Here is a 21,522-nt window from a genome sequence, read left to right on the forward strand (position 1 = left end):
TCAATAGGTTAGATGCTTTTTTAGATAACTTTGTTGATTTCTAGTATCAAGCGCGTTATAAAGTTGCCTAAAACTACGTATTATCAGGGTGCCCATAAAAAACCTTCGATATATCATCTAGAAAATCAACACATTACGGAACGTATTCGTGAAATACATCGAGCAAGTGACCGTTGTTATAGAGCACCTAAAATTCACTATTTATTGTGTAGAGAAGGTTTTCAAGTGAGCATCAAAAAAGTACAGCGTCTAATGAAACGTGCTGGAATCCGTTAAACTATCGTAAAAAAGTATTGACCGACGCCAACTCAAGTTTTATTGCAAAATAGAAGTGCAGCCTTATGCAATCAATTTGTGCAAAGTCTCGCACTTTTTTTAGTACATAAAAAAAGTCTGAAGAAGAGACTGTTAAAATAGTTTAACTAACTTTAATTTACGCACATCTAGGAAAAGGTGGAAAGGTATCTGGATGAGCATCTAATTGAACAATCCAATTACAATTTATACATTTGTAAGTATCTTTTCCTAAATATTAACCTGATTTATGAATAATCCTCTTATTTTAACAGGTTATACCGAAAATTAAGTGAAGTAAGTAGCTAAGAAAGCGTATTTAGATCTATTTTTAGTTATGTTTAATGTTGAAATTTAGAAGATATGCATGAAGAAATTGAAGTATCGAAGGAGTGGCAAACCGAACAACGATTCATTCAGAACCATGCTAGGCTATTAAATGTATGCCTATGTATATAAACTGAAAGCAAATAAACTATTTCAAAATATGTCCCGTAAAGGTAACGGTATTGATTATTCTGTCATGGAGAAGCATTCTCAAAAAAAAGATGGTCAAAGGGAAGATTTATCACACTTTCGATGAGCTTGAACAAGTGATTGTAGAATATATCCACTATTATAATCATGATCGAATAAAAGAGAAATTGACGGATATAAATCTGGTAGAATACCGTCATCACACTATCCAATTCGCTGTTTAAATAAATGGCCAAATTTTTAGGGTTCAGTACAAAATAATATAAGACAGGGTTTTCTTTTTATTTATAATTAAACTAATTATTAGACTAAATTGAAAATTTATGATAGCATCAAAACTTACCATGAACTTACAATCGTAATACTTACTCTCAGTTTCACTTAAAAAGTATACTAAGGGAAGGCTAGGAATATTTCATATTAAAGATTAACCAAGATGAATATTTTAAACTTGCCTGTAGTTTTTGAATAAGGATTATTCCTATATGTGTAAGTTCTACGGGAGCACTCTTCTTATTTGTGACGTTCGTTCTCTAATCTTAGCTACTTTAGTAATTTATTTTAATTTTCTTCCGATATTATTAAGATAATCTGCACTTAAATTATAAAATTAATGAGAAATGTTCGGAATTGGTGGGGACTTCTATTAATTTGTAAAAAGGATACGTGAATTGCAACACAAAAATTCATGTTATGTTTGTTGACTATATTTCTAAATAAATGAAAGTTGGTTGTTTATATGTTAAATGAAAATAAAGAAAAACATGTTCCGAATGGTCAAACCGAAACAACAATACAACGTCTACTTTCTGTTTCAGAGGAATTGTTTTCAAAAAAAGGATTTGCAGATACATCAATAAGGGAAATTGGAATTCGAGTTGGTGTTGCAAACTCTACAATTTTGTATTACTTTTCTACAAAAGAAAAAATATACATTGAAGTATTGAAACGAATAGAAAGTAGCTTGGAATCTATTATACTGGATTCAAGTGACCATAATGGCAGCGAATTGGATCAAATAATGGGCATGTTGGAACGTTTTATTGATTGGACATGGAAATTCCCTCAATATAACCAAATTATGGTTCGTGAAATAATGGAGAACGGGAATCGTCTCAAAAACAACAAAGATATGTATTTAATCGAATTCATTAATGAAGTGAAAAGACCATTAGATATTTTGAAGGATAAGGGGAAAATAGATTCAATTGACCCGATGCTATTTTTAATTCAAACCATAGGTGCAATATCGTATATGTCGATTGCTTTGCCAACAGTCGGGAAAATAACCGGCAACTTAGATAATGATTTACTTATGGAGAAAAATAAACAAACTATACTAACTACAGTATACGCAACTTTGAAATAGATATATATAAGTTAGCCGTATTTTTTGGTACATATAGTATATATATTCTTCAATGATTAATAATATATGCGCATTCTTTGTGCTATAAATATTATCGAGAAAGAATATTTCTGGAATTGGCGAGAAGTGAAACATTTCGATTAGCGAATTTCTATTTTTTGATAGAAATTAGACATATAAATAGAACTTTGATCACAATGTAAAACACAGGATGAGAACATTTTTCAGTTGTTGTAGTGTCTCTAAAACAAAAAAAGTGTCTTGCAACTCGCTAATTGTTATACCACAATATCATTTTCGCTTCTATTGGATAACTTACTCTTGCTCTCATAGATAAACACCTTCATTTAGATTACGCGGTATGCATTCAATACCCATTTTCTAAAGTAAGGTGTTTTTATTTGTCTCGTATTCTTAGTGCAGTGCCTTTGGGAGATTACCTGGTCCAATTGCTCGTTCTATTTATTTATAATTTAACCTGCTGTCATGCCCCCATCGATTGTATAGGCACTTCCTGTAATGTAGGATGCATTTTCAGAGGCTAAAAATACAACTAATTGTGCAATTTCATCTGGACTTGAATATCGTTTCATCGGTACCGATTTAGCAAAAATACTTTTTTGTTCTTCTCTTGTTTTGCCAGGTGCTATCCATTCTTCAAGTTCACGTACCATATCGGTATCAACAGGTGCTGGACATACGGCATTAACTCTTACGCCATTTCTAGAGTTTTCCAAGGCTGCTGCTTTTGTTAAACCGATTACAGCATGTTTGGAAGCAGTATAAATTGCTAATCCAGGAGTACCTACTAATCCAGCCACTGAAGCAGTATTGATAATTGAACCAGATTTTTGCTCAACCATTACTTTTAGAATATGCTTCATCCCGTAAAAGACACCTTTTACGTTTACGTTTAATACATTATCTAAGTCATGTGCGCTTTGTTGGATTAACAAGCCTGTTTTCCCACCAATTCCAGCGTTATTGAAGAATACATCTATTTTACCAAACTTTTCCATTCCTTTTTCTACATAATTTTGTACTTGTTCTTCTTTAGAAACATCTGTCGGTAGAATAAGATAATCCTCTTCTGCAAGATTCAGATTAGATACCATATTTTTCAGACCTTGACTATTTAAATCGACAAGTACTAATTTAGCTCCTTTTTGGGCAAAAAGTCTTGCTGTTGCTTGCCCTATTCCTCCTGCAGCACCAGTAATAACAACTACTTTTTCTTTGAAATCCACTAAGATCCCTCCTGAATAATATAAATATTTGAATTTTTTGTATATTATATCGAACGATAAATTCAAATTTATCATTTGTCAAGAAAAAAATAATTTGAGTCAGAGAGAATTGAGAACACCTGGTGAATCATTTAAGTCATAGGAAAAGATTACACTAGAGAGTAATTTATTAATCTTTTTATTTAGTTGTTTGACAATTCAGAAATCAAATGATATCTTTTATCTACCGAACGTTCAGTATGCAAGTGAAGTAAAGAAATTACATAATCGATTATGAAGTGAGAAATGGTAATAAATACGATTTTTAAATGAAAGACAAAGTGTAGAAAAAGGCTTTAAATCAAGATTAGTAGCAAGGGGGGATTTAGTATGTGTAGTAATGTTTTGTATGAAGAACGTGGAAAAGTAGCAGTTATTTCGCTTAGTCGACCTGATAAAATGAATGCGATAAGCGAGGATCTTTTAAAAGAATTGAATCAGATTATCGAAAAGATAAACAACGAGGAAAAAATCATTGTTGCGGTTATCACGGGGAATGGAAAAGCATTTATGGCGGGAGCAGATTTAGAACAAGTGTTTAAGAGTTCCCCGGAACAAAATAGAAAATACAATCGATTAATTATAGAAACATTCAACAAGATAGAAAACTCACCAGTTCCGTTTATCGCAGCAATAAATGGTTACGCCTTAGGTGGAGGGTTGGAGCTAGCACTAGCATGTACTATTCGGATCGCATCTGAAAATGCAGTTATAGGATTACCTGAGGTAAAGCTTGGCATAATGCCGGGAGCAGGTGGAGTTCAGAGATTAGTAAGAACAACATCTAGGGGGCAAGCGATGAAATTATTGTTAACGGGCAAAAATATTAATGCGAATGAGGCAAATAAACTGCTGATTATTGATGAAGTAGTGCCTTTGGAGAAATTAATGGAGCATTCGATTAACCTGGCGGAACAAATTTCTGAAAATGCCCCCCTTGCTGTGAAGGCAATTAAAGAGGCAGTAACAATAGGAGCTGATCTACCATTAAATCATGCCATTCATTATACAGAAGAAAGTCTTGAAAAGTTAACTCGATCAATTGATTGTAAAGAGGGAATTGAGGCATTTTTAGAGCAAAGAAAACCGGATTTTATAGGTGAATAATAAATACTAAATACAGGAGGATTTATTATGAATTTTGAATTTACAGAAGAGCAATTAATGCTACAAAAAATGGTTAGGGATTTTGCAGGAAATGAAGTTGCTAAGCATGCGTACAAAATTGACAAGGAAGAAAGCTTTCCATATGAAGCGTGGAAAAAAGCTGGAGAACTTGGTTTACTCGGAATTACGGCTCCTGAAGAATATGGTGGCTCTGGTTTAGGAATTATTGAAACATGTATCGTTGCAGAAGAGCTAGCAGCTGTTTGTACTTCTACTTGTGCAACTATTATGCATCAATCGGGTTTAGTAATAGACAATTTTATGCGACATGCTACTGAAGAGCAAAAGGAAAAATATTTACCACGCTTATGTTCTGGAGAATTAATTGGATGTCTAGCCATGACAGAACCTAATGCAGGATCAGATGTATTGAGCATGCAAATGAGAGCAGAAAAAACAGAAGATGGTTATATATTAAACGGTACAAAAACTTTTATAACAAACGGTCCTGTAGCAGACTTTGCTTTAGTTTACGCTAAAACATCTCCAGAAAAAGGTGCGAAAGGGATTAGCGTATTCTTTATTGAAGATGGCACACCAGGATTTAAGAAAGGCAAAAAGTTCGAAAAAATGGGTTGGAGAGGGTCACCAACAGGAGAACTTATCTTTGAAAATTGTTTTATCCCAAAAGAAAATCTAGTCGGCGAAGAGGATAAAGGAATAAACATTTTAATGGCAGGACTAGATAGTGAACGTGTTGTAATGGGAGTACAAGGAGTAGGGATTGCTACAGGAGCATTGAATGCTTCATTGAAATACGCTCAAGAAAGAGAACAATTTGGAAAATCCATTTCTAAATTCCAAATGATTCAAGATAAGTTTGCGACTATGTATACGAAAATAGAAGCTGGTCGTGCATTAGCTTATAAAGGTGCATCCTTAATAGAAAACGAAAAGACTGAAGGAATAGCTAGACTTGCGGCTGCTACGAAATTATTTGGTGCTGATGTTGCAATGGAAGTTACAACGGAAGCGGTACAAATTTTCGGTGGATACGGTTATATGAAGGAATTTCCGGTTGAACGATATATGCGAGATGCAAAGTTAATGCAAATTGGAGGCGGAACATCCGAAATCCAAAAGCATATCATTGCAAAGGCATTACTTTCGAATTAAACAGAAAGAAGGGATTATATGTCTTTAAATAATGAAGAGAAAATAGAGTTGTATCGAAGAATGTATTTATCTAGAAAGTTTGAAGATGCTCTCGATAAATTATTCGCCGAAAATAAATTAGCAGGATGGATTCATTCTTGTAAAGGCCATGAGTCTACGGGTTCTGCGATATCTCTTATTTTAAAGGAAAATGATTACTTAGTTCCGTATCATCGTTCACGCTCATCCATTTTAGGAAGAGGGTTAGCTGCTAAGTTTTTATTAGCAGAAATCATGGGTAAAAAAACAGGTTGTTGTAACGGCTTCGGTGGAGAAGCGCACATTATGGACCCAGTAACGAATGTTTATGGAACGGGAGGAATTATTGGTAGTAATATTCCAATCGGTGTCGGTCTTGCTTATAGTAGCAAGTTGTCAGATGACAATAAAGTTGTCATTTGCGGTTTTGGTGAGGGGGGGAGTAATCGAGGTACTTTCCATGAAGCAATAAATATGGCATCGATTTGGGATCTTCCTATTGTTTTTATTTGTGAAAATAATTATTATGCAGAATTTTCCCCACAGCATGAACAGATGAAGCTAGAAAATGTTGCGGATCGTGCAGTTGCTTACGGAATTGAAGGAATTGTTATAGATGGCTATGATCCACTTGAGTGCTATGAAGTAATTGAAAAAGCAGTGGAGAAAGCTAGGAGCGGAAAAGGTCCTACCCTGATTGAAGCAAAAACGTATAGACTGAAAGGTCATTATGAAGGGGATCCGATGGAGTATAGAACGAAGGAAGAAGTAGAAAAGTGGGCAAAACGTGACCCAATAGTAACCTTCAAAAAAGAACTATTGGATACGTCAATAATTGATTTACAAACGATCGAACGTCTCGAAAAAGCTATTGATGATGAGATTGAGGAAGCAGTTGAATTTGCCTTGAATTCAGAATATCCGTCTCAAAGCGATGTATTATCAAATGTCTATGCTTAAGGGGAGGTTACTACTATGACTAATATTAGTTTTCGTTGGGCAATTAATCATGCTTTGGATGAAGAAATGTCGAGAGATGAAAAAGTATTTTTAGTTGGAGAGGACATTGGTAAGCCAGGTGGGGTTTTTGGAATAACTAGAAATTTACATACAAAACATGGAGATTTAAGAGTGAAGGATACTCCAATTAGTGAAGAAGCAATAATGGGTCTTGCAGTCGGTTCAGCAATTGCTGGTTATCGACCAATCGTTGATTTAATGTTTATGGATTTTATCACGATTGCCATGGAACAATTAACGAATCAAGCGGCAAAAACCTTTTATTTATCAGGTGGGAAAATAAAAGTACCACTGGTAGTTCGTGCTTTAGCAGGTGGTGGCTTTCGAGCAGGGGCACATCATTCTCAAACTTTAGAGAGTTGGTTAACACATGTTCCGGGGTTAAAGGTTGTATATCCATCAACACCTTATGACGTGAAAGGGCTATTAATATCCTCTATAAGAGATGATAATCCAGTCGTGTTTCTCGAACATAAATCATTACTCGGTGTAAAGGGAGAAGTTCCTGATGAGGAGTACACTATCCCGCTAGGTAAGGCTGACATTAAGCGTCAAGGAAAAGATGTAACAATTATTACTTATGGTCGAATGGTTCATACATCGCTGGAAGCTGCTGTGAAGCTATCGGATATTGGAATAGATGTAGAAGTGGTTGATCTTCGAACGCTACTCCCTTTAGATAAAGAAGCTATATTGAAATCAGTCAAAAAAACAAATCGTGTAGCAATTGTACATGAAGCTGTAAAAGAAAGCGGCTTTGGGGCTGAGATTTCCAGCATTATCGCGGAAGAAGCTATTTATGACTTGGATGCGCCAATCAAAAGAATTGCAAGCGTATTTTCTCCTATTCCAGTTGGTGAACTAGAGGATTATCTTTACCCTACAGTAGAAAAGATAGTATCTGAAATAAAAAGTTTGTGTGAATAGGAGGGGAAACTATGATTACAGATATTATTATTCCGAAGTTAGGTGCTGAAATGCAAAGTGCAAATATAGATGAATGGAAAAGAGATGAAGGAAGCTGGATTGATATTAATGATGCAATACTTGTGATCCAGACGGAAAAAATAACTAATGAAATTGAAGCACCAGCCTCAGGATACTTGCATATTCTCGGACGTGAGGGAACGGAATATGAAATCGGAAAAGTTGTAGCCCAAATAGCAGAAAGTAAGGAAGAATATCAAAGATTGCAAAGTATGGACTCGAATCACAAGCAGGAAAAGCAGAATGATGATTCCTTGAGTAAACATGAGGAAAGGCAAAAGGCATCGCCACTTGCTAGAAAAATGGCTAAGGATAAAGCTATTAACTTAGCAGACGTATGTGGAAGTGGGAGTTCTGGTGCTATTTTAAAACGAGACATTTTGGAGTTCCAAGGGCAACAAAAGGAAAGCGAAAATACAGGGCTATTAAAAAAAGAACAATCGGATAATCTATTTGCACAACCTGTTAAAAAAATCAAAGAAATCCATCCGTTAAAAGGAATGAGAAAAGTAATTGCAGAAACAATGATGAAAAGCTTACAGTCAACAGCACAAATGACGGATATCAATGAAATTGATGTTCATAAGTTAGTAGCATTTAGGGATTCGATTAATGAGGAATTGCAAGAAGAGTTAGGCTTTAAAATTTCTTATAATGATCTGTTTATTAAAATTGTAGCCACTATATTGAGAAGACTTCCTATTCTAAATGCTAGCATTCAGAATGAGCAAATCATTATTTGGGAAAATATCAACATTGGTATCGCGGTCGCGGTAGAAAATGGTTTAATCGTCCCAGTAATTAAGAATACCGATAAGCTATCATTAGGAGAAATCCATAAACAAAGTAACACACTAATAGAAAAGGCGAGAAAAGGTACCCTTACTCCAGATCAAATAGCTGATGGTACTTTTACCATTACTAATTTTGGGAGCTTTGGCGGGTATTTTGGAACACCTATTTTAAATCTACCGGAAGTAGGTATTTTAGGAATTGGTGCGATTAGCCAAAAGCCAGTTGTTCGCGATGGAGAAATAGTTATTGGTGAAGTCTTGGGCTATAGTTTCACGGTGGACCATCGTTTAATAGATGGAAAGATTGCCGGAGACTTTCAAAATGAATTTAAACGAATTATTAATAATCCGAAAATATTATTTGTTTAAAAAGCGCTATATATTGGTAATGTAGGGGGCTATGTTATGGAAGCAAAGTGGGACGTTGTTGTAATAGGAGGAGGCCCTGGTGGATATTCTTCGGCAATAAGAGCTAGTCAGCTTGGAATGAAAGCGCTTTTAATTGAAAAAAGTGCATTAGGAGGTACTTGTTTAAATGTTGGTTGTGTCCCAACAAAGCATCTCATTGAGTTTACTAATACCCTAAAAAACATTATGGAGTCGAAAAACTTTGGAATTGAAATAAGTATGGGAAATATTGATTTTCAAGTATTACAAAATCGTAAAAATAAAATTATTGATCAGTTATCTGCGGGCGTAAAACAACTTTTGAAAAAAAATAATGTGGAAGTTATTTATGGAGAAGCTACATTTATTTCGGACAAATTATTGAAAGTCCAACGACCACATGAAGACCTTACAATAGAAGGAAATCATATCATTATTGCCGCTGGAACTAGACCATCCCAATTTATGCTTCCTTTTGATGGAGATAAAATTGTAAGTAGTACTGAAGTTCTATCATGGGTTTCGATGCCAAAGAGTATTGTCATTGTAGGAGCAGGAGTTATTGGCATGGAATTCGCTAGCATTTTCTCTCAAATAGGTGTACATGTTTCAGTAGTTGAACTTGACTCAAAGATTTTAGCTAATGAAGATCAAGAAATAGTTGGATATTTAAAAGAATCTCTTGAAAAAAAGGGAGTTGAGTTTTACTTATCAACTAAGGTTGTAGATGGATTTGTTAATGAAAATGATGTTGAGCTTACAGTGGGAAATGACAGTGGTACACATTATCTAACTGCTGAAAAGGTACTGGTATCAACTGGAAGGGTTAGTAATGCAGAACTCTTATGCATTGAAAATACCAAGGTTGAAACGATAAAAGGGTTTATAAGAGTGAACGACAAGATGCAAACAAACGTTGAAAATATATATGCGGTAGGGGATATCACACCGGGACCACAACTCGCTCATGTTGCTTATGATGAAGGAATTGCAGCAGCAGAAATCATCGCGGGAAATGTCAAAGAGATGAAGTATGAAGCTGTTCCACGTACGATATTTACATCTCCTGAAATTTGTTCAGTTGGCTTAACAGAAGATAAAGCGAAAGAGCTTTTTGACAATGTAGAAGCATTTATATATCCATTGCAGGCTAATGCAAAAGCATTAATTAATGGAAATGGACAAACAGAGGGAATCGTTAAAATCATAATCGAGAAAAAATATGGTGAAGTTTTAGGGATTGCTATAGTAGGCCCTAAAATAAACGAGATGATAACCGCTGGTACATTAGCTATGACTCTGGAAGCGACGGTTGATGAAATTGCAAACACGATCCATCCACATCCATCCTTGTCAGAAATGTTGAAAGAGGTTTCACTCCTAGCATTAGGAAAGCCACTACATTTTTGAATACGAAAAAGTGAAAGGAGTGAAAGGAAAATGAATAATTTGTTTGATTTATCGGGCAAAACGGTAATTGTTACAGGCGGAGGTAGTGGAATCGGAATTTCGCTGGTTCATGCACTAGCCGATTATGGAGCAAATGTAATTATTGCTAGTCGTAATGTAGAGAAATGTAATAATGTGTTGAAAGAAATCGAGTCAAAAGGAGGGAAGGGAGCAGTAGTTCAACTAGATATATCAGATGAAAAAAGTGTGTGGAATCTAGTAACTGAAGTTTTAGAGCGCTTTGGATCAATAGATGTGCTCATTAATAATGCCGGAATTAGCCCATTTATGGCTCCAATGGAAAAAGTTAAAATAGCAGGATTTAAAAAAATAATGGATGTCAATCTAATAGGTGCTCTACAATGTGCACAAGCAGTAAGTGAGCATATGATTGCAAGAAAAAAAGGAAAGATTATTAACGTATCTTCATCTGCTTCAACCGTATCTATGGAAGGATTAGGCGCATATTCCATTACAAAGGCAGCTCTTAATAGCCTTACAAAAACACTTGCTTATGAATGGGGCAAATACAATATTAATGTAAATGCAATTGCTCCTGGCTTTATGGATACGGGAGTTGCAGATTTTATCAATCATACAGATGAATCGTTTCAATCAGTTATTGATAGAACACCGATTGGCCGTACTGGAAAAGCCGAAGAACTGAAGGGGTCCATTGTATTCCTTGCCTCAGATGCTTCCAATTACCTTACAGGTCAAATCTTGTATATCGATGGCGGTGCAGGGAATTGCTAAAACTGTATAGATCATTTTATTTAGAAAGGAGGTAGTGAGAATGGATGGAAAAATGAAAGCTGCCGTGCTTCATGGAGTTGGTGATATCCGAATTAAAGAAATGGATATTCCTGAAATTGGTAATTATGATATTTTACTGAAGATTCGAGCAGTAGGCATTTGTGGTTCGGATTTACACTCGTATAAGACAGGGCTTTATTCCTTCCCTGAACAAATAATGGGGCATGAATTTTGTGGTGAGGTAGTAAAGATTGGTGCGGATGTAAAGGATATTAAATTGGGAAGTAGAGTGACTGGATTTACCGTTTCTTATTGTGGGAAATGTTACTGGTGTACTCGGAAATCTTATCGTCTATGCCCAGATCTTTTTAAATCCTACTCCGGCTACGGTGAACCAGGAGCTTTGGCGGAATTTATGAAAATCCAAAACGCTGTGCTAAATGAAAACGTGTTCGAGATTCCAGATTATGTGACTGACGAAGAAGCAGCTATGGCAGAACCTATAGGAACTGCGGCTTATACATTGCTTCGAACAAAACCTACCGAACAAGATAAAGTTGTCATAATTGGAGCTGGCTTTATAGGAAATATTATTACGCAATTAATGAAAAATAATCCGGTAGAAAAAGTTATTGTTACTGAAATTATGGATGAAAGATTAAAAGCAGCCCAAAATGTAGGTGCAGATGTAGTAATAAATGCAAATGAAACAGATGCTATTCTTTATGAGATTCAACAACATACCGGAAAAGGAAGACATCATTTTGGAGAAGGTGGAATGGCAGATATTGTTATTGATGCAGCTGGGGGTACGAATACACTAAATCAAGCCCTGTCTTTTGCTAGAAGCAAAGGAGTTGTAGGTCTAGTAGCACTTCCGGAAAAAGATGTAACAATTGATTCTAGTAAAATTATTTATAAAGATTTACGTGTAATAGGTATATTAGGTTCGATGATTCCTAGTGGAATTGATTATTTGAATAAAAGTGCAGTTAATGTTGAATCACTAATTACCCATAGGTTTTCTTTAGATCAAGTAAACGAAGCATTTCAAACGCTAGTAAAAGATCCTACTGCGTTGAAAGTTATAATTAAAATTTGATAATTCAGTAATTTCAGTAAACTAAGATAGTGAAAAATCAATATCGATTGAAAACTAATCATACTACAGTTATAAAATATTATTATTAAGGGAGAGATTGTAATGAATTATAATAAAATTAAATATGAAAAAGAAAATAATGTGGTGACTATAACGATTAACCGTCCAGAAGTCCTTAACTGTATCGATAATGAAACAAACTTTGAGCTTCATCATGCTTTTAAAGCATTCAGAGATGATGACGAAGCACTAGTAGCAATTTATACAGGAGCAGGGGATAAGGCATTTTCAGCTGGATGGGATTTAAATGATGCTGCAGCACTGAGGGAGCGTCCTCAGCTAGATCAATTTAGAAAAGATATAAGGAATTCAGAGGGGTATTGTGGTTATACAAAGAGATTTGATATTTTCAAACCTATTATTGTAGCAATAAACGGGTATGCTGTTGCAGCTGGATTAGAAAATATTATGTTGGGTGATATTCGTATTTCTTCGGAAGATGCTAAATTTGGAGCATTAGAAAGACGTTGGAATATTGTTGCAGGTGATGGTCTTTGTGTGAGATTGCCATTAATGGTTGGTTATGCCAGAGCGATGGAGCTTATTATTACAGGCAGAGAAATAGACGCAGAGGAAGCACTGCGCATAGGGCTAATTAATGAAGTAGTACCTCAAAATGAAGTCATGTCAAGAGCACGAGAACTTGCACAATCAATATGTAAATTGCCTCAAGGAGCCCTTCGTATTGATAAAGAAACGATAGTACGCGGAGTGGGAAGAACTCTTGAAGAGCAGACTTTTATTGAAAGTGAAGGTGTAATGACAATGTTTTTACGCGAAGATAAGCATTATGAAGGAGCAGGTTCTTTTGTTGAAAAGCGACAACCGAATTTCAGCAACAATGGAATATAAAATTTTTGTCCATATTGGGATGACAATTAAGAATTACACAAACAAAATTTCACCATTGGATATTCATCTCTATAATTTTCAGTTTTGAAATGGCGAGGAATTAGCCCCGCTGTAACTGCTATAGAACAAAACCATACTTATGGAAGGTTGATAAAAATGCATATAGCGAAAGATTTTTATAAGAGAATAGGCTATCCGGAGCAGTGGATAACCGATGCAGAAACGTATTGTGACAATGATTCTTATGTTATCTATGACCCATCATGGGATGATCCTATTGCTGATTTCCCTAGAATATCTATATATAACATGTTCAAAAAAAGTGTGGAACAGCATGGAGACCAAGTAGCAATCATCTATTTGGACAATGAAATAACTTACAAGGAATTTGATGTATTGGTTAATAGATTAGCCTCACAATTAATTGATTTAGGGATTAAGAAGGGGGATACAATTTGTCCAATGCTTCCCCCATCACTTCAGCATTGGGTAAGTTTCTTTGCTATAGCAAAAGTTGGTGCGATTTCAGCACCGATTAATGTAATGTTTAAAGAAAAAGAAATATCGTTTCAAATTAAAGACTGTGGTGCGACTACAGTAATTGTATTAGATGTGTTTTATCATTATTTTAATAATTTAAGAGAAGAACTAGAATTAAAGAATGTTATTGTCACTAATATTAAAGATTATGCTTCACCGGACTTTAAGGTTTACGATTCATTGAGAACTTATTGGGATTTTCCAAAAGTAAAAATAGATAACACATTGGATTTCCAGAAATTAATAAATAGTGCCACAGTGAAAGAGTTTGAAGTGGATATTAATCCAAAAGAAGATATTGCTAAAGTTATCTACACTTCTGGTACTACTGGGAAACCAAAAGGATCTATGACAACCCATTTTAATTTAGTGCATAATACGATAACTCATGCCCACCTTATGAAAATAGATATGCCAATAAATCTAACTTTTTTACCTATGAATCACACCGGAGGATATTTAGTTTTTCAATTACCAACCTTTTATTTAGGTGGGACTGTTATTTTAAGGCCAATTGCAGATATGGAAGACATACTTGAAGCAATCCAAAATTATAAAGTAAATGCGATATTTGGACCACCAACTTTTTATATTGGATTACTACAATATTTAAAATTCAAAAAATTCGATCTAAGCAGTTTGACTCTGGTGACTGCAGGAGCTGCTAAAGTATCAGAGACTTTGATGCAATCATGGAAAGAGAGCATTGGGTCAGAATTAACGGTAGGTTGGGGCGGTACTGAGACGAATACTATGGGGACTTGGAGCCGATTAAAGAATAAAAATAATGAATTTTCTGTAGGGGTTCCTTTTATAGGAGAAATGAAAATTATTGATGAGGATGGCCTCATACTTCCTAGAGGAAAAGTTGGCGAACTACTTTATAGGGGATTACAAGTTTCCAAAGGATATTTAAATAATCCTAAGGAGACAAATGCCTCGTTTCAATATGATGGATGGTTCAGAACTGGGGATGCAGCTTATATAGACAATGAAGATTTTCTACATTATGTAGATAGATTGAAGGATCTTATTATTGTTTCTGGATATAATGTTGCTCCAATTGAAATAGAGAATGCGATTTTACAACATGATGGTGTACGTGAAGTAGCAGTAGTGGGCGTCCCGCATAAATACAGAGTTGAAACAGTTAAAGCCTTTGTTGTTTTATGGGAAGAATATCAAGGTGAAGTTACTGAGCAAGATATTATGGATTTTTGTCGGAAGGAAATCGCAACCTACAAAGTCCCAACAATCGTTGAGTTTATACCGGAACTTCCGAAAAATGCAATGGGCAAAACTTTAAGAAGAATTTTGAAGGATAGGGTACAGTAAGAGAATAATGTTCAAAAGTAGTGGGCCATACCTAGGAAGAAATAGGTATGGTTCCTTTTATTTTGTTATTTTTCTGTCCAAGTTTAGTTCATACCTATTATAGCAGCAATATCCTTCACTTCGCAGTATTTAATAGTGCCACGAGTTAACTTGTTAGAAATATTTTGTACAGAGGCCTGTTTATCGTTTGGTAGTGTTTCATTTGTTTTTTCACTATGTCTGTTAGTGTCCAATCAGCAGCATATATAGCTTTCCAGTTCGTTCTTAATAGTGCAACCATTTAGCATCGCCGTTTATCTATTGTAAAATGAATAAACTTTAAAAAATATAATTATTCATATTTGAATAAAAAACAAACACGATTAGTCAGTGAATGGTCAATGGAAAGTAGGGGATATGAAATATTCATACAAGAATTGAATTTATAAGAGGTAAATCAGCTAGTATTTGAATTACCAGATGTATTGAAGAAGATGGAAATGTGCAACAAAAATTATGCGAAGAATACTTTGATAAATACGACAAAGGTAGAATCGAAAATGGTAACATGTCTATTTTAGTTGACCATAAACGTTCTAATATTTATGCACTTATCATCAAGACTATTTATTCAAAGCAAGAGAATCTATTAATTCCTTAAGAATTGAGGTTGATTAGATTCTTACTATCACAGGGGAATTAAGGGAAGTGCGGAAGTGTAAAATAAAAGGAAATAATACTATAAATTGAAACAGAAGAAGCATGCTATATCAGTAAAATTTCGTGAAGAATATGTAAACAAAGAACCAAAGGAAAGGTTCAAGTTATCTTATACGGTACGAAACAGATAGTAGTAGAGTTATAATATTGTCCTAATAATGTTACATTTAGTATATGGCATTTGGTGAATTTTAAAGGATTAAAAATTCTTGTAAACACTGATATAAAAGCGATTAATAAGGTGTTAATACTTCCTAGAACCTTTAATTCATTTTCTGAAAGTTTTTCTTTCTTTTTTATAATTATACTAAATTTGGGATTCCTAACATAAACGATTATAAATAATACCCGCTATTGATCATTTTGATAAAATGACCGCGATAAATAAAATGAAACTTATTTTAGGAAAAGAATCGGTTTCGAACGGAATGGTGTTTTATTTATTTTTATATTTAATCTATGTTGTAAAAATAGTATTGTAAAGAGATTTCCAATCCATGTTTGTCTTTTTATTAATAGTAAACTGCAAATAAGTCCTTTATATTATAGGTAATACCATTGCTAATTGTGGAAGTAGATTGTAGGAGGTGTGACCAAAAATGCCCACATACAACAAACTAGTACGAGATTTAATCCCTCAAGTAATTGAGAAGTCTGGAAAAGAATGTACAACTCGTATTTTAGAACCAAAAGAATATTTAACAGAATTAAAATTAAAAATGATAGAAGAAGCAATTGAATATAAAGAAGCAGAAGTACAAAAAGACGCAGTTGAAGAGCTCGCAGATATATTAGAATTAATGCATGCTTCATTGGCTGTTTATGGGGTTTCTTACGAGGAACTGGAACAGATTCGTTTATCGAAAAAGGAAAAACGAGGTGGATTCTCAAAAGGTATCTATTTAATAGAAGTAGAGGATGTCTGACCTAAAGTAACTAGCATTTATTAAGTAATACACTTTACTCTAACACCATTCAATGTTTCAAAAGAAGCTCAAGAACTCCTTTATGAATGGACTTTACAAATTTGTAACTATCGGTTGCATACATACTTTGAAAAGAAGATGATGAAATTGGAAGAGTGTAAACGTGCATCATATTAATATTGAAGAACAGCTTATGCCCAAATGCATAAGCTGTTTTTTATATACATCAATCTATACTCCCCTCATAAAGAAAAAACTACCTCCTCCCTCAAATTTTCAGTTGAATTTCATAATAAACAATTAAAATGAAATCAAATAAATAGTGAAGGTGATCAAATGTATAAAAAAATTCGCTTAGCTGTAATGCTTTTCTTTTGTGGGACATTAGTAGACGGGAGCATAGTGAAAGCTGATGATGACCACAAAAATAAGTATGAAGATGCATACGAAGATGATGAGGAGGAGTATGAATACGATGATGATGAAGATTACTATTATGAAGATCTGTATGAAGATGAATACGAATACGATGAATCAGGTGATGACGATGAACTAAAGACTATTGAAAAAGGTACTTGGAATATCTGGACAAGAAACTTAGCAAAAAATAAAGAGAACTTACCTTTTACCGATTCTAAAACAGTCCAGTTGAAAATTAGTACAAATAACGCCATTAGGGATATTTACGTAATTCCAAAAGACGGGGAGTTTTTTGTTCAAGGTAAAGTAGTTTCAGAGTTTTTAGGCGCAAAAGCATCATTTTATAAAACTAGTAGAATTTTAGAGGTGACTTCTAAAGAAACAAAATTATTATTCCGTGCGAACACGAACGTGGTCTACGAAAACAATGTTAAAATGCCTTTACCAGCAATTTCTTTTTATATAAATGAGGAAATTTATTTGCCATTAAGTGCAATTGTAAATGGCTTAGGATATGTAGTTGAATGGCAAGAAAGAGACAATATGTTTTTATGCCAAAAATTATCCTAAATAGGGGGGATGGTATGAAAGATCAAAAGAAAGCAAAATGGATATTAGGGACATCTGGGGTCATGTTATCTGCATTGTTATTAACACAAATGAAAGATATAACACAGACTGAAGCGAACAATACAACCACCTATAATTTTACTACTGAACAAGAGAATCAAATGACGAAAAAAGAAAAAGAGTTTGTAAAACTTGATTGGACAAATTTTGAAATAGAAGCGGTTGAGCAATCACCTGTACATAGTGATCGTAAAACGCGGAGGTCATAGGTGTGATGAACCAGATGGATACACTGTCTCTTCATTTGATGAATACAGACTTTTATATAGCGGTTCCAGAAAAAAATCAGCCAGATTGGAAAGAAAAAGTAGAGAAATGGCTTCAATTTGTGGCCAAAGAGTGGTCTAGATTCGAAGATAACAATGAGCTATCTAAATTGAACCGTTTAAAAGTAGGAAACACAATGCAAATTTCAACTTTATTATTCGATTGCCTAAGTAAAGCAAATCACTATTACCTTCTTTCAGATGGGTTATTTTCACCTTATTTAAAACGCCAGTTAGAACAACATGGTTATAATCAATCATTTCCGATAGAGAGCATTGCTCATGAACATATAAAAATAGACACAGTAAATAATCTTCCTTTTAGATTTTTACACAATCAAAAAGTACTGAAATTGGCTAACCAAGAAGTTGATTTAGGTGGTTTTGCAAAAGGGTATGCAATAGAAAGAGTAGCGTTATGGCTTCAAAGCCAAGGATATACTGAATACGGTATTGTTGACGGTGGTGGTGATATGAAGATGTGGTCTGATGGAAAAAAAGAATGGACAATTGGTATTGCACATCCACTTGATAAAAATCGTGAAATCAGCTTTATCAAGATGAAAACGGGTGCTATCGCGACTTCTAATTGTTTATATAGAAGTTGGACGCAGGCAAATACAAAAAAGCATCATCTACTCAATGGACAAACAGGAGAAATTGCGAGAACAGAAGTAATTCAAGCCACAGTCATCAGCGATTCATTATGTGAAGCAGAAGTAGGGGCTAAACTATGCTTTCTGCTAAATGAAGATGAACAGCAACTGTGGTTTGAAAAAAACTATCAACAATGTGCAAGGTTTGTAGTAAAAGAAGATACAGAGGGGTATTGGAAAAGGTCAAAAGGAGGGTAGCAGATGTTCAGTAACACATGGGAATGGATTCGCATTTTTGGATTTCTCGCCTACTTTTATTTTACGATAGCAGTCATATTTGGTTTGTTAAGAAAGTCTTCATATGTAAAGTCAAATAAAAACTTAATCTATCAAATCCATCAAAGTGCAGGGTGGATGGGCTTACTCATTTTATTGGCGCATTTGCTTTTATTACTCATTGATCATTATGAACCTTATACTATATTGGAAATTATCCTACCATTTAATTCTGGTTATAAGCCCTTCCTATCTAGTTTAGGCACAATTGCTTTTTATTTGTTTTTCGTTGTGATGATTACGTCAGATCTATGGTTACAAAAAATGAACCGTAACATATGGAAAAAAACACATTTCCTTGTATTACCTGCATGGATTTTATCTCTCGTCCACGGCTTATTTATTGGTACCGATACCGGAAATGTTTTTATTCTACTATTTTATGGCGTAACAGCGAATATAACAGTATTCATCTTGATTTTACGTATGGCGGATCAAAAAAGGGCGGTACTCCAATGATAAGTGAATATAGAAACTATAAAAAAGCGCTTTGTAATATCTTTCGTGAAAGAATACAAAGCGCTCGATTTTTTTCTATAGAGTGGGAAAAGAAACAGTGAATGTTGTACCTTGTCCAATTTGACTAGCTACATGAATTGTTCCATTATGTTGTTCGACAATCGCTTTTGCGATAGAAAGTCCTAAACCTGTACCGTTTCGTTGTCGAGCAGAATCACTACGATAGAAGCGATTAAAAATTAAGGGAAGATCCTCTTGATGAATGCCCATTCCAGTATCTTGCACAAGGATTTTAATTGAAGATTCTCCTTGTAAAAGTGTTAATGAAATAGTTCCTTCTCTTGTATACTGAACGGCGTTATCCAGCAAAATATAGATTAATTCTTGAATTCTAGTAGAATCACAGTAAAATTTGACGTTCTTATTTATATTTTGGGTAAATGTCACTGACAAAGAAATAGTTCTTTCAAATTTATTCCCCAAATTTGTTAGTAACTCAGAAAGATGAATAACATCCTTGTTCAAAGGGATATGATTTTGATCGTGACGTGCTAGGAATAATAATTTCTCCAATAGGTCTTTCATTAATTGAGATTCTTCTTTTAAATCAACAATTAATTCTTTTCCAAAAGGACTCAATTTCTGTGCTTCATCTGTCTCTAATAAATCCAATGAGCTATAAAAAACGCTTAGAGGCGTTCTTAATTCATGTGATGCATCAGAGACGAATTTTTTCTGCTTATCGAACGATTGTTTAATAGGAATCATGGCTTTTCCAGCTAAATAGTTACTAAGTAATCCGATGAATAATGAGAAAATACAAGTTAAAACAACTAGCAACCAACTCATCTTTTGGAAAAAGTGATATTGTGCTGTAATAGATTTTCCTAAAATGATATAACCTTCAACTTCATTTGAATTTTTTATAGGTTTTTTTAATAATAGATAATGTTGCTCTTGCGACTCTAAATGACGTTTAGTACTTTTTGCAGCATCCTCTTGTTGGAATAGATGTTCAAGTTCTTTATACAATCCCTTAAATGACTCGTCCCCATGTACTAATACATGATCTTTTGTATAGATATAATAAAAGAAATTACGGTTTGGATCATAGGTCAAATGTTTCTCTTTATCATGTTTGTGTTCGAAAAAATCGTGTTGTTCTTTTAGATAGTAGGATTCAAGTTCTTTTATTTGCTCATTTTCCATCAGTTTAGAAAGTGAAAAATAGAGCACAACGATAAAAACGAGGATAAATAGGAAATAACATGCAGCATACAACAGCGTTAACTTTTTCCTTATACGATTAAACATAAGAATCTCTCAATTTGTAGCCAATTCCTCTTACATTTTGAATAATTGATTGTTGGTCGTTTTCATCTATCTTTTTTCGGACAAGCTTGACTAGAGCATCGAGTGCATTATTCGAGATAACTTGATCATATCCCCATATATGTAAAGAAATTTGATCACGTGTTAATACTCGACCTTTATTAATAAATAAATATTCTAATAGGAGAAACTCTTTTTTTGTTAATTCAATTTCTACATTGTTTCGTAATAGTTTACGTGAATCTAATTGCAATAGGAAGTCATCTACTTTTACAACTTGTTCAATAGGTCTATCTTTTCTTCGTAATAATGCCCGAATTCGTGCAAGTAGTTCTTCCATTTTAACTGGTTTTACTAAATAATCATCTGCCCCCATGTCTAACCCTCGAATAATATCGGCTGTGTCATCTTTTGCAGTCAGCATCAATATGCCCCCAGTGTATCCCTTACGTCTTACTTCCTGACAGACTTCCATACCACTAAGGTTTGGCATCATCCAATCTAAAATAAGCAGGTCATATTCATCACACATAGCATAATCTACTGCATCTTGCCCATTATCCACTGAATCAACTTGGTGAATTTCACGTTTTATTATTTGAACTAAATTCTTCCTTAATCTGGCATCATCTTCTGCTAAAAGTATTTTCACAACTATTTCACCTCTTTTAAGTCATACATCATGTATAAAATTGTACACGCCATTAATGAAAAGAAACTGAAAAAAATAGTTCGGTTGGTAATTATTTTTCATTATAATGGAAACTGGTTAAACAAGTGAATGACTTTGCTCCATATAATATGAACTCTACCCCCAAAAAAATTCACATACCCAAGCAGATTCATCAA

23 protein-coding genes are annotated in these 21,522 nt (G+C 34.3%); 19 read left to right on the plus strand and 4 right to left on the minus strand.

What is annotated here, in order from left to right; all coding sequences use genetic code 11:
- Positions 1–63: 63 nt before the first annotated feature.
- The 3 genes from ACQKM9_RS14040 to ACQKM9_RS14050 all read left to right on the plus strand — a co-directional run bounded on the left by ACQKM9_RS14040 (position 64) and on the right by ACQKM9_RS14050 (position 2,140).
- Positions 64–276, plus strand: coding sequence for an IS3 family transposase (locus ACQKM9_RS14040; RefSeq protein ID WP_427734962.1), 213 nt, complete (start codon positions 64–66; stop codon positions 274–276).
- 527 nt (positions 277–803) lie between these two features.
- Positions 804–995: an IS3 family transposase gene (locus ACQKM9_RS14045; RefSeq protein WP_427734963.1), complete on the plus strand. Its 192-nt coding sequence runs from the start codon at positions 804–806 to the stop codon at positions 993–995.
- Positions 996–1,510: 515 nt separating this feature from the next.
- Positions 1,511–2,140 carry a TetR/AcrR family transcriptional regulator gene (locus ACQKM9_RS14050; protein ID WP_427734964.1) on the plus strand — a complete coding sequence of 210 codons (630 nt, stop codon included), beginning with the start codon at positions 1,511–1,513 and terminating at the stop codon, positions 2,138–2,140.
- Positions 2,141–2,613: 473 nt separating this feature from the next.
- Here the strand turns inward: ACQKM9_RS14050 and ACQKM9_RS14055 are convergent, their stop codons facing one another.
- Positions 2,614–3,387, minus strand: a complete 774-nt coding sequence (locus ACQKM9_RS14055) for an SDR family NAD(P)-dependent oxidoreductase (RefSeq protein WP_427734966.1) — start codon at positions 3,385–3,387, stop codon at positions 2,614–2,616.
- A 369-nt stretch (positions 3,388–3,756) separates the two neighbouring features.
- On the opposite strand from ACQKM9_RS14055, the gene ACQKM9_RS14060 reads away from it, so the two are divergent.
- From ACQKM9_RS14060 to ACQKM9_RS14105, 10 genes are all read left to right on the plus strand, one after another.
- The gene (locus tag ACQKM9_RS14060) at positions 3,757–4,533 is read left to right on the plus strand and encodes an enoyl-CoA hydratase/isomerase family protein (protein WP_427734967.1); all 777 of its coding nucleotides are present in this window, start codon (positions 3,757–3,759) and stop codon (positions 4,531–4,533) included.
- Positions 4,534–4,560: 27 nt separating this feature from the next.
- Positions 4,561–5,709 (plus strand): acyl-CoA dehydrogenase family protein, encoded by a 1,149-nt coding sequence (locus ACQKM9_RS14065; RefSeq protein ID WP_427734968.1) that lies wholly within the window; start codon positions 4,561–4,563, stop codon positions 5,707–5,709.
- A gap of 18 nt (positions 5,710–5,727) precedes the next feature.
- On the plus strand, positions 5,728–6,687 hold the full coding sequence (locus tag ACQKM9_RS14070) for a thiamine pyrophosphate-dependent dehydrogenase E1 component subunit alpha (protein ID WP_427734969.1): 960 nt from the start codon (positions 5,728–5,730) through the stop codon (positions 6,685–6,687).
- 15 nt (positions 6,688–6,702) lie between these two features.
- Entirely contained in the window at positions 6,703–7,674 is a 972-nt protein-coding gene (locus tag ACQKM9_RS14075; protein ID WP_427734970.1) for an alpha-ketoacid dehydrogenase subunit beta, read from the plus strand.
- Between the two features lie 11 nt (positions 7,675–7,685).
- Positions 7,686–8,897, plus strand: coding sequence for a dihydrolipoamide acetyltransferase family protein (locus tag ACQKM9_RS14080; RefSeq protein ID WP_427734971.1), 1,212 nt, complete (start codon positions 7,686–7,688; stop codon positions 8,895–8,897).
- Between the two features lie 36 nt (positions 8,898–8,933).
- Positions 8,934–10,325 (plus strand): dihydrolipoyl dehydrogenase, encoded by a 1,392-nt coding sequence (gene lpdA / locus ACQKM9_RS14085; protein WP_427734972.1) that lies wholly within the window; start codon positions 8,934–8,936, stop codon positions 10,323–10,325.
- Between the two features lie 30 nt (positions 10,326–10,355).
- Entirely contained in the window at positions 10,356–11,120 is a 765-nt protein-coding gene (locus tag ACQKM9_RS14090) for an SDR family NAD(P)-dependent oxidoreductase (protein WP_427734973.1), read from the plus strand.
- 40 nt (positions 11,121–11,160) lie between these two features.
- Entirely contained in the window at positions 11,161–12,222 is a 1,062-nt protein-coding gene (locus ACQKM9_RS14095; RefSeq protein ID WP_427734974.1) for a zinc-dependent alcohol dehydrogenase, read from the plus strand.
- A 102-nt stretch (positions 12,223–12,324) separates the two neighbouring features.
- Positions 12,325–13,134 carry an enoyl-CoA hydratase/isomerase family protein gene (locus ACQKM9_RS14100; protein WP_427734975.1) on the plus strand — a complete coding sequence of 270 codons (810 nt, stop codon included), beginning with the start codon at positions 12,325–12,327 and terminating at the stop codon, positions 13,132–13,134.
- Between the two features lie 156 nt (positions 13,135–13,290).
- The gene (locus tag ACQKM9_RS14105; RefSeq protein ID WP_427734977.1) at positions 13,291–15,009 is read left to right on the plus strand and encodes a class I adenylate-forming enzyme family protein; all 1,719 of its coding nucleotides are present in this window, start codon (positions 13,291–13,293) and stop codon (positions 15,007–15,009) included.
- 83 nt (positions 15,010–15,092) lie between these two features.
- On the opposite strand, the gene ACQKM9_RS14110 is transcribed toward ACQKM9_RS14105, so the two are convergent.
- A complete protein-coding gene (locus tag ACQKM9_RS14110) occupies positions 15,093–15,242 on the minus strand; it encodes a hypothetical protein (protein WP_427734978.1) in 150 nt (49 codons plus the stop codon).
- Between the two features lie 248 nt (positions 15,243–15,490).
- On the opposite strand from ACQKM9_RS14110, the gene ACQKM9_RS14115 reads away from it, so the two are divergent.
- The 6 genes from ACQKM9_RS14115 (at position 15,491) to ACQKM9_RS14140 (ending at position 19,341) form a co-directional block, all read left to right on the plus strand.
- Complete coding sequence (locus ACQKM9_RS14115) at positions 15,491–15,649, plus strand: hypothetical protein (RefSeq protein WP_427734979.1); 159 nt, start codon at positions 15,491–15,493, stop codon at positions 15,647–15,649.
- Positions 15,650–16,307: 658 nt separating this feature from the next.
- The gene (locus ACQKM9_RS14120) at positions 16,308–16,634 is read left to right on the plus strand and encodes a nucleoside triphosphate pyrophosphohydrolase (RefSeq protein WP_427734980.1); all 327 of its coding nucleotides are present in this window, start codon (positions 16,308–16,310) and stop codon (positions 16,632–16,634) included.
- A 336-nt stretch (positions 16,635–16,970) separates the two neighbouring features.
- A complete protein-coding gene (locus ACQKM9_RS14125; RefSeq protein WP_427734981.1) occupies positions 16,971–17,624 on the plus strand; it encodes a stalk domain-containing protein in 654 nt (217 codons plus the stop codon).
- A 14-nt stretch (positions 17,625–17,638) separates the two neighbouring features.
- Positions 17,639–17,893, plus strand: a complete 255-nt coding sequence (locus ACQKM9_RS14130; protein WP_427734982.1) for a hypothetical protein — start codon at positions 17,639–17,641, stop codon at positions 17,891–17,893.
- Positions 17,894–17,898: 5 nt separating this feature from the next.
- Positions 17,899–18,804 carry an FAD:protein FMN transferase gene (locus ACQKM9_RS14135; protein WP_427735072.1) on the plus strand — a complete coding sequence of 302 codons (906 nt, stop codon included), beginning with the start codon at positions 17,899–17,901 and terminating at the stop codon, positions 18,802–18,804.
- Positions 18,805–18,807: 3 nt separating this feature from the next.
- A complete protein-coding gene (locus tag ACQKM9_RS14140) occupies positions 18,808–19,341 on the plus strand; it encodes a ferric reductase-like transmembrane domain-containing protein (protein WP_427734983.1) in 534 nt (177 codons plus the stop codon).
- Between the two features lie 75 nt (positions 19,342–19,416).
- On the opposite strand, the gene ACQKM9_RS14145 is transcribed toward ACQKM9_RS14140, so the two are convergent.
- Positions 19,417–20,655 (minus strand): sensor histidine kinase, encoded by a 1,239-nt coding sequence (locus ACQKM9_RS14145; protein WP_427734984.1) that lies wholly within the window; start codon positions 20,653–20,655, stop codon positions 19,417–19,419.
- Positions 20,648–21,325 carry a response regulator transcription factor gene (locus ACQKM9_RS14150; protein ID WP_427734985.1) on the minus strand — a complete coding sequence of 226 codons (678 nt, stop codon included), beginning with the start codon at positions 21,323–21,325 and terminating at the stop codon, positions 20,648–20,650. Before ACQKM9_RS14150 ends, ACQKM9_RS14145 begins: the two co-directional genes overlap by 8 nt.
- Between the last annotated feature and the right edge of the window lie 197 nt (positions 21,326–21,522).

This window comes from Viridibacillus sp. NPDC093762 (genome assembly GCF_050279675.1).
In the GTDB taxonomy this organism is placed as follows: Bacteria; Bacillota; Bacilli; order Bacillales_A; family Planococcaceae; genus Viridibacillus.